14 protein-coding genes are annotated in these 14,864 nt (G+C 49.3%); 8 read left to right on the top strand and 6 right to left on the bottom strand.

The window, feature by feature from the left end:
* Nucleotides 1–108: 108 nt before the first annotated feature.
* Together AC58QT_RS22120 and AC58QT_RS22115 are read right to left on the bottom strand one after the other, a co-directional pair.
* The gene (locus AC58QT_RS22120) at nucleotides 109–843 is read right to left on the bottom strand and encodes a DUF421 domain-containing protein (protein WP_497410936.1); all 735 of its coding nucleotides are present in this window, start codon (nucleotides 841–843) and stop codon (nucleotides 109–111) included.
* Between the two features lie 68 nt (nucleotides 844–911).
* Nucleotides 912–1,763 (bottom strand): SDR family oxidoreductase, encoded by an 852-nt coding sequence (locus tag AC58QT_RS22115; RefSeq protein WP_497410935.1) that lies wholly within the window; start codon nucleotides 1,761–1,763, stop codon nucleotides 912–914.
* A 148-nt stretch (nucleotides 1,764–1,911) separates the two neighbouring features.
* Here AC58QT_RS22115 and rpiA point away from each other — a divergent pair, with 148 nt between their 5' ends.
* Entirely contained in the window at nucleotides 1,912–2,583 is a 672-nt protein-coding gene (rpiA, locus tag AC58QT_RS22110) for a ribose-5-phosphate isomerase RpiA (RefSeq protein ID WP_497410934.1), read from the top strand.
* Between the two features lie 81 nt (nucleotides 2,584–2,664).
* Here the strand turns inward: rpiA and AC58QT_RS22105 are convergent, their stop codons facing one another.
* Together AC58QT_RS22105 and AC58QT_RS22100 are read right to left on the bottom strand one after the other, a co-directional pair.
* A complete protein-coding gene (locus AC58QT_RS22105) occupies nucleotides 2,665–3,165 on the bottom strand; it encodes a DinB family protein (RefSeq protein ID WP_497410933.1) in 501 nt (166 codons plus the stop codon).
* A gap of 69 nt (nucleotides 3,166–3,234) precedes the next feature.
* Entirely contained in the window at nucleotides 3,235–4,176 is a 942-nt protein-coding gene (locus AC58QT_RS22100; protein WP_497410932.1) for a helix-turn-helix transcriptional regulator, read from the bottom strand.
* A gap of 143 nt (nucleotides 4,177–4,319) precedes the next feature.
* Between AC58QT_RS22100 and AC58QT_RS22095 the strand changes: the two genes are divergently transcribed.
* Together AC58QT_RS22095 and AC58QT_RS22090 are read left to right on the top strand one after the other, a co-directional pair.
* Entirely contained in the window at nucleotides 4,320–5,765 is a 1,446-nt protein-coding gene (locus tag AC58QT_RS22095; RefSeq protein ID WP_497410931.1) for an amidase family protein, read from the top strand.
* A 74-nt stretch (nucleotides 5,766–5,839) separates the two neighbouring features.
* A complete protein-coding gene (locus AC58QT_RS22090; protein ID WP_497410930.1) occupies nucleotides 5,840–6,694 on the top strand; it encodes a YybI family spore inner coat protein in 855 nt (284 codons plus the stop codon).
* 87 nt (nucleotides 6,695–6,781) lie between these two features.
* Here AC58QT_RS22090 and AC58QT_RS22085 read toward each other — a convergent pair whose 3' ends face one another.
* On the bottom strand, nucleotides 6,782–8,011 hold the full coding sequence (locus AC58QT_RS22085) for an aminopeptidase (protein WP_310500070.1): 1,230 nt from the start codon (nucleotides 8,009–8,011) through the stop codon (nucleotides 6,782–6,784).
* Nucleotides 8,012–8,095: 84 nt separating this feature from the next.
* Here AC58QT_RS22085 and AC58QT_RS22080 point away from each other — a divergent pair, with 84 nt between their 5' ends.
* Nucleotides 8,096–9,769, top strand: coding sequence for a glutamine--tRNA ligase/YqeY domain fusion protein (locus AC58QT_RS22080; protein ID WP_497410929.1), 1,674 nt, complete (start codon nucleotides 8,096–8,098; stop codon nucleotides 9,767–9,769).
* Between the two features lie 459 nt (nucleotides 9,770–10,228).
* Here the strand turns inward: AC58QT_RS22080 and AC58QT_RS22075 are convergent, their stop codons facing one another.
* The gene (locus AC58QT_RS22075) at nucleotides 10,229–10,582 is read right to left on the bottom strand and encodes a hypothetical protein (RefSeq protein ID WP_497410928.1); all 354 of its coding nucleotides are present in this window, start codon (nucleotides 10,580–10,582) and stop codon (nucleotides 10,229–10,231) included.
* A 175-nt stretch (nucleotides 10,583–10,757) separates the two neighbouring features.
* Here AC58QT_RS22075 and AC58QT_RS22070 point away from each other — a divergent pair, with 175 nt between their 5' ends.
* The 4 genes from AC58QT_RS22070 to AC58QT_RS22055 all read left to right on the top strand — a co-directional run bounded on the left by AC58QT_RS22070 (nucleotide 10,758) and on the right by AC58QT_RS22055 (nucleotide 14,815).
* Complete coding sequence (locus AC58QT_RS22070) at nucleotides 10,758–11,462, top strand: response regulator transcription factor (RefSeq protein WP_497410927.1); 705 nt, start codon at nucleotides 10,758–10,760, stop codon at nucleotides 11,460–11,462.
* Nucleotides 11,456–12,874 (top strand): sensor histidine kinase, encoded by a 1,419-nt coding sequence (locus AC58QT_RS22065; RefSeq protein ID WP_497410926.1) that lies wholly within the window; start codon nucleotides 11,456–11,458, stop codon nucleotides 12,872–12,874. The genes AC58QT_RS22070 and AC58QT_RS22065 overlap by 7 nt, the downstream gene beginning before the upstream one ends.
* 64 nt (nucleotides 12,875–12,938) lie before the next feature.
* Complete coding sequence (locus AC58QT_RS22060; protein WP_497410925.1) at nucleotides 12,939–13,607, top strand: hypothetical protein; 669 nt, start codon at nucleotides 12,939–12,941, stop codon at nucleotides 13,605–13,607.
* 173 nt (nucleotides 13,608–13,780) lie between these two features.
* Nucleotides 13,781–14,815 (top strand): potassium channel family protein, encoded by a 1,035-nt coding sequence (locus AC58QT_RS22055; protein ID WP_497410924.1) that lies wholly within the window; start codon nucleotides 13,781–13,783, stop codon nucleotides 14,813–14,815.
* Nucleotides 14,816–14,864: the final 49 nt, after the last annotated feature.

Here is a 14,864-nt window from a genome sequence, read left to right as displayed (position 1 = left end):
ATGCCGATGCTTAAGGCGGGGTCATTTCTATTTATTTTAGGACAAAATAGGGAAGTATAGCCAGATGCACATATAACTCAAAAGGCACAACAAAAAGACGAATCAACGCTAATGCAGCATCAATTCGTCTTTATCCGACTTATCCAGTTCCGTGTACACACGGACGTGGTCTTGATCATCAATCGTTGCGAGCATGACATGCTCAAGTTGAGCATGTGCAGCCATCATCTGTGCTTCCAACCAAGCCAGATCTTTGCCGTGCTGCGCGAGCAGCTTGGTATCATAGGCACCCTGGATAATCAGTGGCTTCACGAGGGAAAAAGGATCACTCGAGATTGCCATATCTTTGGCCGTCACCGTTTGATGCTGGGGTTCAAGGAAGACAGAGACCATGCCGCCAGGCTCCCACAGAGCCAGCGCAACCTTCTCAATATCCTCAACTTGTTGTTTGCGGAGCTCTGAGAAGAGGTGGTCGACGGAGATTTTGGCTTTGCGCAGGCCATCTAAACGTAATTGTCCGTGCTCAATAAGCGTCAATGGTGATGGCTCAAAGAGATGCTTGAGGAAGTTCCATTTTAGGCTCAGCCATGAGGTTAGGAGATAGAGCACCACGATCGCAACGGTCGTGATCATGGAGCCATATAATCCTAAGTGCTCATCAGAGAGCGGATGTGCCATGATATTACCTAAGATGAGAGCGATGACGAAGTCGAGAAACCGCAGCTGGGAGATGGAGCGTTGGCCTAAGGCTTTGGCTGTGATAAGCAGGAAAAAGTAGCCTACAATGGCTCGTAATATCCATTGCAGGGTGGTTAGTGATTCTTGACTGCGAAAAAAGTCCAAGGTCGTCACACTCCGAACATAAGGTAAATGCTCCCTATAACGTACCCTTATCTGGGATCAGCTATCCGCTATGCGCCGCCAGCGAGTCCGACCTGCTCCTCGCTCCAAGACCAGAGCTGACGAGCTAACGCATCGTCCTTCGCTCTGACAGACACAGGCGCAATCTTCCGCCTGTAGTAGTACTCGCCGCTGACTGCCCGTACGTCCGGGCTCGTGGCTAAGTATACCGCCGTATCCGCGCCCTGCGCCGGCGTCAAGAAAAACGGCCGCAGCATCGCATGCACGGCCTTCCCAAACCCGGTGTCGCGATCGACACCGATGTTCGTGCCCACGGCTCCCGGATGGAGCGAGTTGGCCGTGGCGGTAGTAGACGCGAGCCGCTTCGCGAGCTCGCGGGTGAACAGGATATTCGCCAGCTTCGACTGGGCGTATCCGTTCCAGACCCGGAACCCTCGCTGCAGGTGAGGGTTCGCCCAATCGATGCGCCCGATTTTGTGGGCGCCGGAAGAGACATTGACGATCCGCCCCTGCGGAGCGCGGATAATGGCTTCCAGCAGAAGCTGGGTCAGCAGAAAGTGACCGAGATGGTTGACACCCATCATAGCCTCGAAGCCATCTGCTGTGGTCTGCCGTTTCACGGTGACGACGCCTGCGTTATTCACAAGCACGTCGAGCACGTCGTGCTTTGCCAGAAACGCTGCCGCGAAGGCGCGAATGCTCGCCAGCGAAGCGAGGTCGCACAGCATCAGCTCGATGTGCGCGGATCCGCTTTGGCTGCGTGCTTCTGCGAGCGCCTGCTCGCCTCTTTGCTGGCTGCGGCAGAGCATAATAACGTTAGCGCCAAGCTTGGCCAAGGCCACTGTCGTGGCCAGGCCCATACCCGAGTTGGCTCCGGTGATGAGTACCGTTTTATTTTGCATCAGAGATCGCCTCCTTTTAATTCCAGTATAGCCCATGAGGGGAATCCCCGCATGGATTCCTTCTAGCCAAGCCGAGAAGCTAAATTCCTGAATTGTGTTAAACTAGTGAGATAAAGAACGTATCCATAGAAGTGAGGTGCATGAAGAAATGGAAGCGAAAAAAGCAGCAGCAGAGCTAGCCATCATGGATGTCCACGATGGGATGATTGTTGGTTTGGGGACGGGCTCAACAGCTTATTGGGCTATTCAAGGTCTTGGACTTCGCGTGCAAAACGGCTTGAACATTCAGGCGGTTGCTACCTCCGTAGCCTCTGAGAATTTGGCCAAGGAGCTCGGCATCCCGCTTATTCCTTTTGCAGATATCACAGAAATTGATATCACCATTGATGGGGCAGACGAAGTTGACGCTGATTGGCACTTAATCAAAGGCGGGGGAGGCGCACTGCTGCGGGAGAAGATTGTTGCTTTTTCAAGTAAGAAGCTGATCGTGGTCGTTGATGAAAGTAAAGTCGTTGAGCGACTGGGCACCTTTCCTCTTCCTGTAGAAATTGTCCAATTTGGTTATGAACTGACGGTTCGAAATCTTCAAGCACTAGGCTGCGAGCCCCAAGTCAGGGTGGCTGACAATAAGCCCTATGTAACAGACAATGGGAACTACATCATCGATTGCTATTTTGGCAGTATTCCTAATCCTGCGGAGCTTCATCAGGCCATGAACAGCATTCCAGGTGTTGTGGAGAATGGGCTATTTGTCGGGATGGCAAGTCAGGTAATTGTCGGGTATCGGGATGGTTCCGTGAAGAGGTTGGTTGGTGAATAACAGTCCGCATGAAAAAAGAGTTGTCCCATCAGTCCGTAAGAGGACTTAGTGAGGCAACTCTTTCTGTTTAAACGACGAGTGTTATACCAACGGCTCCATACCCATGCCAATCCAGCTTTCCCGTGTAGGTCCATAAATGTCCGGTACGATCAGTCCAGCTTGACGCATAAGCACAATCATTTCACCGCGATGGTGAATCTCGTGCGAGATGAGGACGCGTAACGTCAGCCCGTTAGGCCATTGATCACCGTACATGTCGCTAGTTTCAGTCAGCTTCTCGTCGGTCCATTGCGAACGAATAGCTGCGATGGCAGCGGCCGATGAGGCGCGGTAGGTGTCAGCGATGGTTTTCGCTGATGCAGGGGCAATCTCTTCCCCTTCTGGAGCGTCGAATGTCAGCCCTGTGCGAGTTAGCATTTCGTGGATGGTCGTCGCGATATGCCAAGCAATTTGTCCAAGCGAACGAAGTTCAGGCGTGATTTTCTGAGCAAGTGAAGCATCTGTCAGGACGTCAAAAACACGTTGTGTTCCTTGTGCTTCTCGGCTGTATTCGATGGCGAAATCTTCAATCATTTTGATCATGGGGGTTGTCCTCCTCAATGTGTTTACTTCTTATTCTCAGTATAGACAAACTTTGCTGACAACAGCATGTCAGTGATTCGAATAGAGGGCAACAATTTTTTCTGCCATCTCTTTGACAGCTGCTGCGATATGCAAAGGTTCGAGAATACGCAAGCTGGGTCCATAACCGAGCAACATGGTATAAAGCCAAGGTTCATCGGGCTGCATCGCTTTGACCAGCAGTGTACCGTCGGTTTGGAGGGTCACCTGCTCAGGCTGGAAGTAGTCTTCGATCTTTGCCCTCACATTCGGCTGTGCATGCAATACGAGCGTAATAAGGGTGGCGGGGTCTCTATTGCTCCAACGATAATTAAGTGTTTCTAAGGTTTTTTGTTTGCGAACGAAGGTTTGGGACAGCAGTTCAATGGTTCGTATACGGGATAATCGGAATACACGGAAATCCTCACGGAGCAAACAATAGCCGTACAAATACCAGCCGAAACCTTTCACGACGATCCCCATCGGCTCAATGGTTCGCTCGGACAATTCGCTTTGCGAAGAGAGGTAGGAAAAGGTGACGAGCCTTGTCTCCTTAATTGCTGTGCGCAGAACAGTCATATGCTCCATATCTTGATGGCTGCTTTGCCAGGGATTCATGTCGAGGATGAGCTGGTTGCCTAGTTGCGCTGCGGCGGGTTGTTCGGATTTGGCAACTAACGCACCAACCTTATCTAGCAAATTGCTGATTTCCTGGTCGCCTACCGAAGCGCGTATCCCTTTGAGGCCGATGATGATCGATTGCAGCTCTTCCAAGGACAGGAACTGACGGTCGAGTCGATATTGGTCCATAATTTCATAACCACCACTAAGTCCTGCATAGGAAACAACGGGAATACCAGCTTGGTTAATGGCTTCCACATCCCGATAAATGGTGCGCAGGGACACTTCGAAACGTTCGGAGAGTTCCTTGGCACTTATGCGTCGACGATTGAGCAGCAGCATGGTGATGGCGAGTAAACGATCTATTTTCAAAAGGAGCACCTCATTGACTCTGGTCGTATTCTTCTAACTATTCGATTGTGACGGTGGAAATCCTTTGTATCCAATGGGAGAAGGTAAAACTGAATGCCTAGGGAATTAGTGTAGCATGAATCGTAGGAGGGTGGCGGTGGATCGTGACGCTGATATCGGAAGAATTTATGGCAAATGCGGATATTCAAACGCTTCAACTTGCATTGGAACGACGGGAGATCAGCTCCGTTGACCTAGTTCATTACTATCGTAGTCGAATTGAGGCCTATAACGGCAAGATTAATGCGGTGTTGGAGCTGAATCCAGATGCAGTAGAGATTGCAGAAACCTTAGATAGAGAACGTGTGGAAGGTGGGAGCCGAGGTCCTCTTCATGGTATTCCGATCCTGCTCAAAGACAATATTCAAACGGCAGATCGCATGCACACCAGCGCAGGTTCAATTTGTTTGGCTGAACATGTGGCAACAGAAGATGCTTATATCTCTGCACAGCTGCGTGAAGCTGGTGCTGTGCTGCTTGGCAAAGCGAATATGACAGAATGGGCGAATTTCATGGCGGTTGCCATGCCTTCGGGCTATAGCTCACGAGGCGGGCAAGTGGTGAATCCTTATGGACCGGGCAGATTTGAGGTTGGCGGCTCTAGCTCGGGGTCAGGTGCGGCAGTGGCGGCGGGCTTTGCAGTCGCAGCGATTGGCACAGAGACGTCAGGATCTATCGTCAATCCAGCAGGACATAACAGTCTTGTTGGATTGAAGCCAACGGTGGGCTTATTAAGCCGTACAGGCATTATACCGCTTTCTAGCAGTCAAGATACGCCGGGTCCGATGACACGAACGGTGAGTGATGCGGCTATTTTGTTAGGTGCGATGACTGGTGTGGATGGTTCGGATGCACATAGTCTTGCTAGTGATGGCCAAGGTCATCGGGATTATACACCATTTCTTGAACGCCGAGGTCTGCATCAAGCCAGAATAGGGATTCCACGTTGGTACTATGGGCAGTTAGATGAGGAAGAACGTCAAATCGCGGAGCGAGCTATTCAGGTGCTGCGCGATGAGGGCGCGATTGTAATCGATGACGTGACACTTCCGTGCCAAGATGCCGTCTGGAACTATGATGTGCTGCTCTATGAATTCAAAAGAGATTTAAACGCCTATCTCGGGAAGCTAGACCCCTCTAAGACGCCAGTTCACTCGTTGCAGGAGGTCATTGCGTACAATAAAGCGCACGTAGATAAGGCGTTGGTCTATGGGCAGGATACACTCATTTCGTCAGAGGACACCAAGGGAACGTTAACTGAAGAGGCTTATCTGACGAGTCTTCAGACATATAGAGAGCTCACACGGCAGCAAGGTATTGACCATGCCCTCCAAACGTATCAACTCGATGCGTTGTTCTTTCCTAAAGATGAAGGCGAGGATCTTGCCGCCAGAGCAGGCTATCCACTTCTGATTGTACCCGCTGGGTACACAAGTAAAGGACCTATGGGTGTCATGTTTGTCGCCGGAGCTTTCAGTGAACCCATGCTGATTAAGCTTGCGTATGCGTTCGAGCAGGCCACGCAGTGCCGCAAACCGCCTCTATTATAATGATTTCCCGCATACCTCATGGAAAAATTTGAAATAATAAACCGAATTCAATTCCATGATGGGAAGTGCGAACAATGTCTCGGTTTAGAAAATGTTTTATGATTCCGCTGCGCACAGCAGCAATGAGTATGGTCTTGTGCAGTGCTTTGAGCCTCAGCCAGTCAGCGGAAGCTGCAGTAGTACCACCGCCATCAACACAGCTTACGCCTCCTCAGAGTGGCCAGGGCCATCTGATCCAAACGCGAGAGATCGATGTCACGGGCGATGGCCAATTCGATGTCGTTTCCCTTGTCGGTCTGAAATCGGACTTGAACAGTCCCTACTATGACAAGCTATTTATCTCCGTCGTCGGACAGGGTCAGGCGCAGGTTGTGATTCCGCTAGAAGGCGGGTATAACCCGAGGATGGATTTTTGTGATTTTATCCACGACAAGCTGCCTCAGATCTATGTTACTTCTGATACAGGCGGCAGCGGTGGTTTCACTTCCAATTACATTTATTCGCTCAAAAATAACGTACCCACTGCGATTCCGATGCCGGAACCTCTCCGTGTCAAAGCGACCTTTAAGAATAACTATAAGGTGAAGATGAAGATTGAGGAGACCGGCAAATCCTTCACCCTCGATATTGCAGACCGGAAGGAAGCTTATGAGCAATTTGGCATTTACAACCAAGGGAAACTGGTGAAGCCGCTTATTGTGAATGTGGATGCGTACAGCTTGCTGAAGCCTATCGATACGGATCGGGATGGCATCTGTGAGTTGAAAGGCGTTCAACGCATCACCGGTATCGCCAATGCCGATACACTCGGTTATGTCACTTCGATATGGAGATGGCACAAGGGCCAGTGGAAGCTGAAAGAAGCAGCCGTGGTTCAAACCTTAAGTACGAGCATGATGCGCATGCCGAATCCGGTAGACGAAGAATAATCGATGTGCATAAAAAGACCGCTTATACTCGGAGGGATCTCCAAGTACGAGCGGTCTTTATACATGGTGCAGTGGTTGTCGTGCGGCCTATGCCCAGTTTCCATTGCGGAATAGTGGCTCACGGGTACCATCTGCATGAACACCGTCAATCGCCATATCCTTGGATCCAATCATGAAGTCGACATGGATTAAACTCTTGTTATAGCCATTTTGTTCGAGTTCCTCGGGGCTCATGGCTGTCCCACCCTCAATGGTGAATGGGTAAGAATTGCCGAGCGCGACGTGACACGAAGCATTTTCGTCAAACAGCGTGTTGTAGTAGATGAGGCCCGATTGTGAAATCGGTGAATCATAAGGCACGAGGGCGACCTCGCCCAAATAACGGGCACCTTCATCCATGTTCAACATGTTGTTGAGCACTTCTTGACCGACTTCGGCTGTCGCTTCGACGACACGGCCATCCTTAAAGGTGAGACTGAAGCCATCGATCAACGAGCCTTGGTAGCTTAGCGGCAGCGTGCTGCGAACGGTACCGTTCGTTCCGCCGCGTGCTGGCATCGTGAAGACTTCTTCCGTTGGGATGTTCGGCACGAAGAAAATGCCTCTCTCGGATTCGCTGCCTGCGGCAACCCATTGATGCTTCGCAGCTAGCTCTATGTAAAGGTCTGTTCCTGGTGCTTGGAAATGCAGCTGCTTAAACTTCTTGATGTTGAGCAGGTTCATCTTCGCCGTCAACGTTCCGATATGTTCTTTCCAAGCAGCAACAGGATCGGCCTTATCGACACGTGTCAGTGTAAAAATCTGCTCCCACAGCTTCGTCACACGCTCGGATTCGCCTAGATTCGGGAATACTTTGGCAGACCATTCCGCAGTCGGGTAGGAAACCAATAACCAGTTGACTTTGTTGCTGCGCGTATAGGAAAGATAGCCTTCACGCGCTGTAGCGGCAGCCTTGCTGGACATGGCTACACGCTCAGGTGGAATATCTTTTAACAAATCAGAGTTAGGTGCGTAAATCGACAAGAAAGCGGCGCCATCCTTTGCCATCTCTTCCAGGCCTTTCGCGCGCCACATTGGATATGTACGCAGGGTATCGTCTGGTGCATTCTTTAAGCGTAAAGCCTTCACTTCATCGTCATCCCAATCGACGACTACATCTTTGGCTCCGGCTTCATAGGCTTTCTTTGCAAGCTTGCGAACGAAATCCGCACAGGCTATCGGCGTTGAGATCACGACCGTTTGATCCTTTTGTACATTTAATCCGACACGAATAGCAAGCTCTGCATATTGATCTAAGTAATGCTCGAATGATTCCATCTTCTTGTCTCCTTTATATTTGAGTACCATTTAGTGTATGATAGAAAATAAAACTTTAACCCGTGGGAGAAAGGCTGGGCACATATGGAAACGAAAAACGCTGAAGTAAGCGCAATATCCAATTTCATTAAGAACATTGTAAACGAAGATTTAAAATCAGGCAAAGTTAGTCAGGTCGTGACCCGATTTCCCCCGGAGCCGAACGGATACCTTCATATAGGACATGCAAAGGCGATATGCACGAACTTTGAAATCGCGGATGATTTCAATGGGTTGACGAACCTTCGATTTGATGACACGAATCCGGTCAAAGAAGATGTTGAATATGTGGAGTCCATTAAACAAGACGTAGAATGGCTTGGCTTTAAATGGGATGGGCTTTTTTTTGCTTCGGATTATTTTGAAGAGATGTATAGCCGAGCGTTAGTCTTGATTCGCAAAGGATTAGCTTATGTAGATGACCAATCTGCGGATGAAATTCGTGAAACGCGTGGAACACTGACGCAAGGAGGAACGAACAGTCCTTATCGTGAACGTACGATCGAGGAAAATATGTCCCTATTTGAACGTATGCGTGGGGGTGAATTCAAAGACGGTGAGCGTGTGCTGCGCGCCAAAATTGATATGTCATCGCCCAATATTAATCTGAGAGACCCTGTCATCTACCGTATTCTCCATGCACATCACCATAATACAGGAGATAAGTGGTGCATCTATCCGATGTATACGTACGCACACCCGCTTGAAGATTCTATTGAAGGTGTCACACACTCTCTTTGTTCTAGCGAGTTTGAAGATCAACGTCCTTTCTATGACTGGGTTATTCGTGAGTGCGAGATGCCGAATATATCCAGACAATATGAATTCGCCCGTATTAGTCTAAAGAATACCGTTACGAGCAAAAGAAAATTGAAACAACTCGTGGACGAGCAAGTCGTAGACGGTTGGGACGATCCTCGTATGCCTACGATTTCTGGACTGCGCCGCAGAGGCTTAACGGCAGAATCGATTCGCAATTTTGTTCGTGAGCTAGGGGTATCAAAAGGTGGCGGAGGCAGCGTTGTGGACACAGCAATGCTCGATCACTTCGTCCGCGAGGACTTGAAGCTGAAGGCACTTCGCACGATGGGTGTGCTGAACCCGCTGAAAGTCATCATCACCAACTATCCGGAGGATGGCGTGGAGATGCTCGAAGCGGAGAACAACTCCGAGAACCCAGAAATGGGGAATCGTATGATTCCGTTCTCGCGCGAGATCTACATCGAGCAAGACGATTTCATGGAAAATCCGCCGGCTAAGTATTTCCGGTTATTTCCCGGCAACGAAGTGCGTTTGAAAAACGCCTACTTCATCAAGTGCAACGACTTCATCAAGGATGCCGATGGCAACGTGGTTGAGTTGCATTGCACCTATGATGTCGAGACCAAAAGCGGCAGCGGCTTCACTGGCCGTAAAGTCAAAGGCACCATCCACTGGGTGGACGCGAAAAGCGCTGTACCAGCGGAGTTCCGCTTGTATGAGCCGTTGATTTTGGACGATGAGGAAGGCGAGGAAGAGGCTTCTTTCTTGGATAAGGTCAATCCGAACTCCATGCAAATCGTGCATGGCTTCGTGGAAGACAACATGAAGGCTGCGAACCCACATGACAAGTTCCAGTTCTTCCGCCACGGTTACTTTAACGTGGATCCGAAGTACACAACACCGGATCATCTGGTGTTTAACTTGATCGTATCGTTGAAAAGCTCGTTCGTGGTGTAACGAACGGATATAGATAAGACCCTAGCGGATGCTGGGGTCTTTCTGTTGTGCTGGCTTTGATAGGGTTGGTTAATTTGTGGTGAGGTGGCGCGCTAGTAGGATGGTAAGATGGCGTGCGGATGAGCTGAGGAGCTGAAAGCCTGCAAATGTGCAGGCTTTTCGGGTGATTTGGCGCAGAAATAGCAAATACCTGCAAATATGCAGGCATTTGGAGAGAAACGCAGCTGGATCGTCGTATTTGCGGGAAAAAGATGTATTTTTGCAGGCATGTGCGGTTAAGTAGGGGATACAGGAGGAAAAGGATGTAGATTTGCAGGTTTTTCGTCAGAATGTTCGTCAGTCAGCCTAGTCTAGTGAATGGAAGTGGCGTGCAAATGAGCAAGGGGAACGCGAGAATGCAAAAAAAAGGGCATCCCACAGCATTTTCATGCTTCTGGGATAGCCCTTTTTCGCTAACAGTTAGCCAATAATCGCATAGGCAGATACGCGAGCTGGAACTGTGCGTGTACGGAAGAGAACACCAAATCGGTCAAAAGTGCGGATAACGATCGTTCTGTTCGTTGGCGTGAAGATGTTATTGAAAACAGCTGTTCCAAAGCTGTCGAATCTAGCTGTACCGATAAAAGCTCCGCCCAATGTGCGTGCTTGGCAGGTAAAGCCTGTCGTATTGAAAGGGACGCCTGCGTTGTTAACCCAAAGGACGGTAAATCTAGTCAATCTTTGTGTTGGTTTGATATTGGCAGGAATACGATGAACGGCTTTACCTTGGCCTCTATCTACGCTGCTAGGGAGAAGAAGTTTGTTAGTTTTCATTGATATCACCTCCTCATACTGTCTGATTCTAGTAGATGCAAAAAGAGAGTTGCCCGTTAGGAAATCTCCCTACATTCGTAAAAAATGTGTGAAGTGCTATAAAAAATAAATAATTTGTTCACAATTATGCCGTAAAATAAAGGGGATGAGCAGTACAAAAGGAGTGTGCGCACCTGTGACAACGGTATTAGTCGTGGATGATGACTTGAATATATGTAAAATAACGAAGCTGTATCTGGAGAAGAACGGCTACGAGGTGGTAACCGCGAACGACGGTGTGCAGGCGCTCGTGAGGTTCAAGGAGTTGCAGCCGGATTTCATCGTGCTGGATATTATGCTGCCGAAGCGCGACGGGTGGTCCGTCTGTCAAACGATCCGCGCTCAGAGTGATGTGCCGATTCTTATGCTGACCGCAAGAGGCCACGTGGATGAGCGCGTCGAGGGCTTACAAATGGGAGCTGACGACTATTTGGTGAAGCCCTTTGACCCTAACGAGCTGGTCGCACGGGTAAACTCGATTCTGCGCCGCACCGTGCTGCGCACGCAAGTGATGCCAGCCGCGCATATCTATGAGATCGGCAGTCTACGCGTGGACAGCTTGGGGCATGAGGTGACGGTTGAGGGACAGTTAGTCTCGCTACCGAAGAAAGAGTACGAGCTGCTGCTTTTTTTCATGAGGAATCCGAATCAGGTGTTCACTCGCGAGGATCTGATCGCTAAGATCTGGGGATGGGATTTCGAGGGGGAAGATCGTGTCGTTGATCTATACATTAAACGGTTGAGACAGAAGCTCTCAGCACTGACGGAGCGGAAAGAGGACTGGAGCATTCGAACCGTATGGGGAGTTGGCTACAAGTTCGAGGGCCCAGGCGCATGCTGAATTCCTTTTATAGCAAGCTATTATTCATCTATATCTCCATCACAGTGGTGTCAATTCTGGCGATCTCAGGCACGATTGGTTACACGATGAAACAGAAGACGTATGAACGGAGTGAGAAGCTTCTTCTGGAGAAAGTGGAGCAAGTGGAGGAGCTGGCGAAGGATTTGTTTGACAATGCGACGGCCCAGAAGGATTTTCGTAAGCAAATTAGCGCGATCGAGAAAACATCCAATGTGCGTGTCTCCGTGATTAAGCATCCGAAGGCCACCTTGGATAAAATCCAAGCTGTGGGTGAAGTGCCAGCACGACTGGGGTGGGTGGAGAAGGTACTCTCGGGTAATCCAGTGACGGTGAAAAGTACATTTACTTCGAATAGTAAGGTGAAAATGCTCATTGTCGGACGTCCTGTCCTGCAGGACAATCGTGTGGTTGGGGCCATTTTCCTGTATACCCCTATCGTGAATATTCAAGGGACGATCAACGAGATTAATCGGGCTATATATGCTTCTGCACTTGTAGTTGCCCTATTGGCGATTGCTGTTCTGTATTTTGTTTCACGGCACTTTGTGAAGCCGATTCAGCAGATGAGCAAAACCGCGGAGGCGTTGGCTCTAGGTGATTTCAATGGCCGGGTGCCCGTGCGTGGAAAAGATGAAATTGCCTCGCTATCAGGTTCCTTAAACCGTATGGCTGGTAAGCTGCAAAAGGTTGAAGAAAGCCGCAAACGGTTTCTATCCGAGATTTCTCATGAATTGCGGACACCGCTGACGACGATTCGAGCTTCGCTGCAGGGCATCACAGATGGCGTGGTGGAGCCAGAGGACGCGAAGGAGTTCATCGATATCTCCCTCCAGGAGACACTTCGACTGAGTCATCTGGTAGATGATCTGCTGGAACTTTCTTCTTTTGAGGAGAAGCAGGTGAAATTGAATCTGCAAGCCGTGGATCTTCCTGAGCTGATTAGTCTTGTCGTGATGCAGTTGAAGATGAAGGCGAAGGGCAAAGGGATTGAGCTCAGCACAGATGTGGAGGGGCCGTATACCGTACAAGCTGATGCTGACCGGCTAAGGCAGGTGTTCATCAATTTATTAGACAATGCGATCAACCATATTCCAGAGGGCTCGCAAGCGGGTATTCGGGTGAAAGCTATTAGACATGAGCGCTGGATAGAGGTCTGGGATCAAGGGCAAGGCATTGCCCCAGAGAAGCTTCCGTATTTATTTGATCGATTCTACAAAGCGGACGAGAGCCGCAATCGCTCTGGCGCGGGGTTAGGCTTGACGATTTGTAAACATATTATCGCGGCGCACGGCGGTTCGATTCGCGTGGAGTCACAGTTGGGAGCTGGGACGGTTTTCAAAATCTTTTTGCCTAACCTAGCGGATAAAGCTCCTCGCATGACAAACTTATGACATAACTATCGGATAAGATTAGTTTCGTAAGGTAAATAACCCAACAATTAAGGAGTGATTCCACATGTTGAAGAAGCTAGCAGGAATAGTTATGGTAGGCGCGATTGTATGTTCCATTCCAGTAGCGGCTTTCGCCGAGCAAGGACAAGGAGATGCAGCAGCGTCTTCGGCAAGTAAATTTCATCCGATTCAGCAACTTTTACAAGACAAAGCGAAAGCTTTTGGCATATCGACGGATGGCAAAACGAACAAGGATATGAAGACGGAGCTGAAAACAGCAGCCACAGCGAATCACACGGAGAAGTTGAATGCAGCCGCAGCCAAATTAGGGATCAGCACAGATGGGAAGTCGGCGGAACAACTTAAAACAGATATTAAAGCGGCTGTCAGCGTGAAGCTTCAGGCGAAAGCAACAAAGCTCGGCGTGAGCGCAGATGGCAAAACGAATAAAGAGCTGAAAACAGCCCTGAAAGCTTCCGCATTGACGAAGCTGCAAGCGAAAGCAACTGAAGCGGGCATCGCCACGGATGGCAAGACAGCGAAAGAAATCCACGCAGCTTTGAAAGCAGCGAAAGAGGCTAAGAAAGCAGCGAAAGATGCGAAAATATCGGAGGCTTTGAACAAGAGGGCGGCCAAGCTAGGTATTTCCACGGATGGCAAAACGACGGAGCAAGTTTACGCGGAGCTTGAAAGTTCGCTTCAAGCGAAGTGGGCCAAGAAAGCGGCGAAGTAGGCGACTTAAGAAACATAGAGCTTGTACATGGAGGAACCCCTAGTGCCACTTTGGCGCTGGGGTTTTTGCTTATCTAAGTCATTTTGGAATTCTCTCATATATAAGCGTCATGCTTGATATGCTACAATGATGACATTGGCAAATGTTAGGTGGATACCTGTAAGGAGGTCGCCATGCTCTTCTTCTCAAAATTCCTATTACGTCTGATTCGATGGAATAATCTCTTTATTTTTGGAGTAGCAGTTGTGTTCATTGCAGGCAGCTCCTTGCTAGCTTATGAACTAGAACCGAGCACCTTCAAGACCCGGTTTAACGGCTTGTGGTGGGTCATGACGACGGTTACCACTGTCGGCTATGGTGACTTTTATCCCCATACGGTCGCAGGCAAATGCTTAGGTATCGTCGTGTACATCTTCGGTATTGGGCTTATTTCCATAACGATTAGTAAAGTCGTGGATGCCTTATTTGTGTATCAGCGGATGAAGGAGGAAGGGAAATTGAAGTTTGCAGGGGCGAACCATTTTGTCATTATTGATTGGAGTCAGCATGCAGAGAATGCCATAAACGAAATTCTGAACTCAGACCCCCTTGTGGAGATTGTACTTATAGATACACTGGAAAAATCGCCAATTCAGCATGATCGCGTGCATTATGTGCTAGGTAACCCTCAGCTCGTGGCAACACTCGAAATGGCGAATACCTCTAAGGCAAGAGCGGTCTTCATCTTTGCGGATGAGGTGACACAACTCCAGAACACGATTCGAGATCCGGCCTTCGTCGATGGCAAAACACTCTTGGTCGCCACGACGGTCGAACGCAACTATAACCATGTGTACACGATTGTGGAAATTCGCGATAAGCAAAATCTACCCAATTTTCAGCATATTCGCATCGATGAATTCATCTTCGGGAGTGAGACGATATCCCAGCTCGCGGTACGTTCAGCATTCAACCCTGGCAGCTCCAAGATTCTTACACAACTGTTGACGCGTACGCCAGAGGGGGAGGATCTCTATGAGATTCCAACACAGGCCAAGTGGGTGACATTCCATGATGCGTTTCAGGATTTGCTGCAAAAGGGTGCCACACTCATCTCAGATGGTGAACATCTGAATATTAACAAAAGGCTTCATGAGCAGATTCCGGAGGGAGCTAGGCTGTTCGTCATTTGTGATAAGGAAACGTACGGACGATTGACTGTTAAATAGAGAAAGAGCCAGGAGGCCGGTCGATCAACCTCTTGGCTCTTTTTGCATG

It is taken from the genome of Paenibacillus sp. J31R109 (assembly GCF_059692055.1).
Note: the sequence above shows the minus strand (reverse complement) of the source record. Positions and strands in the feature narration are given on the sequence as shown.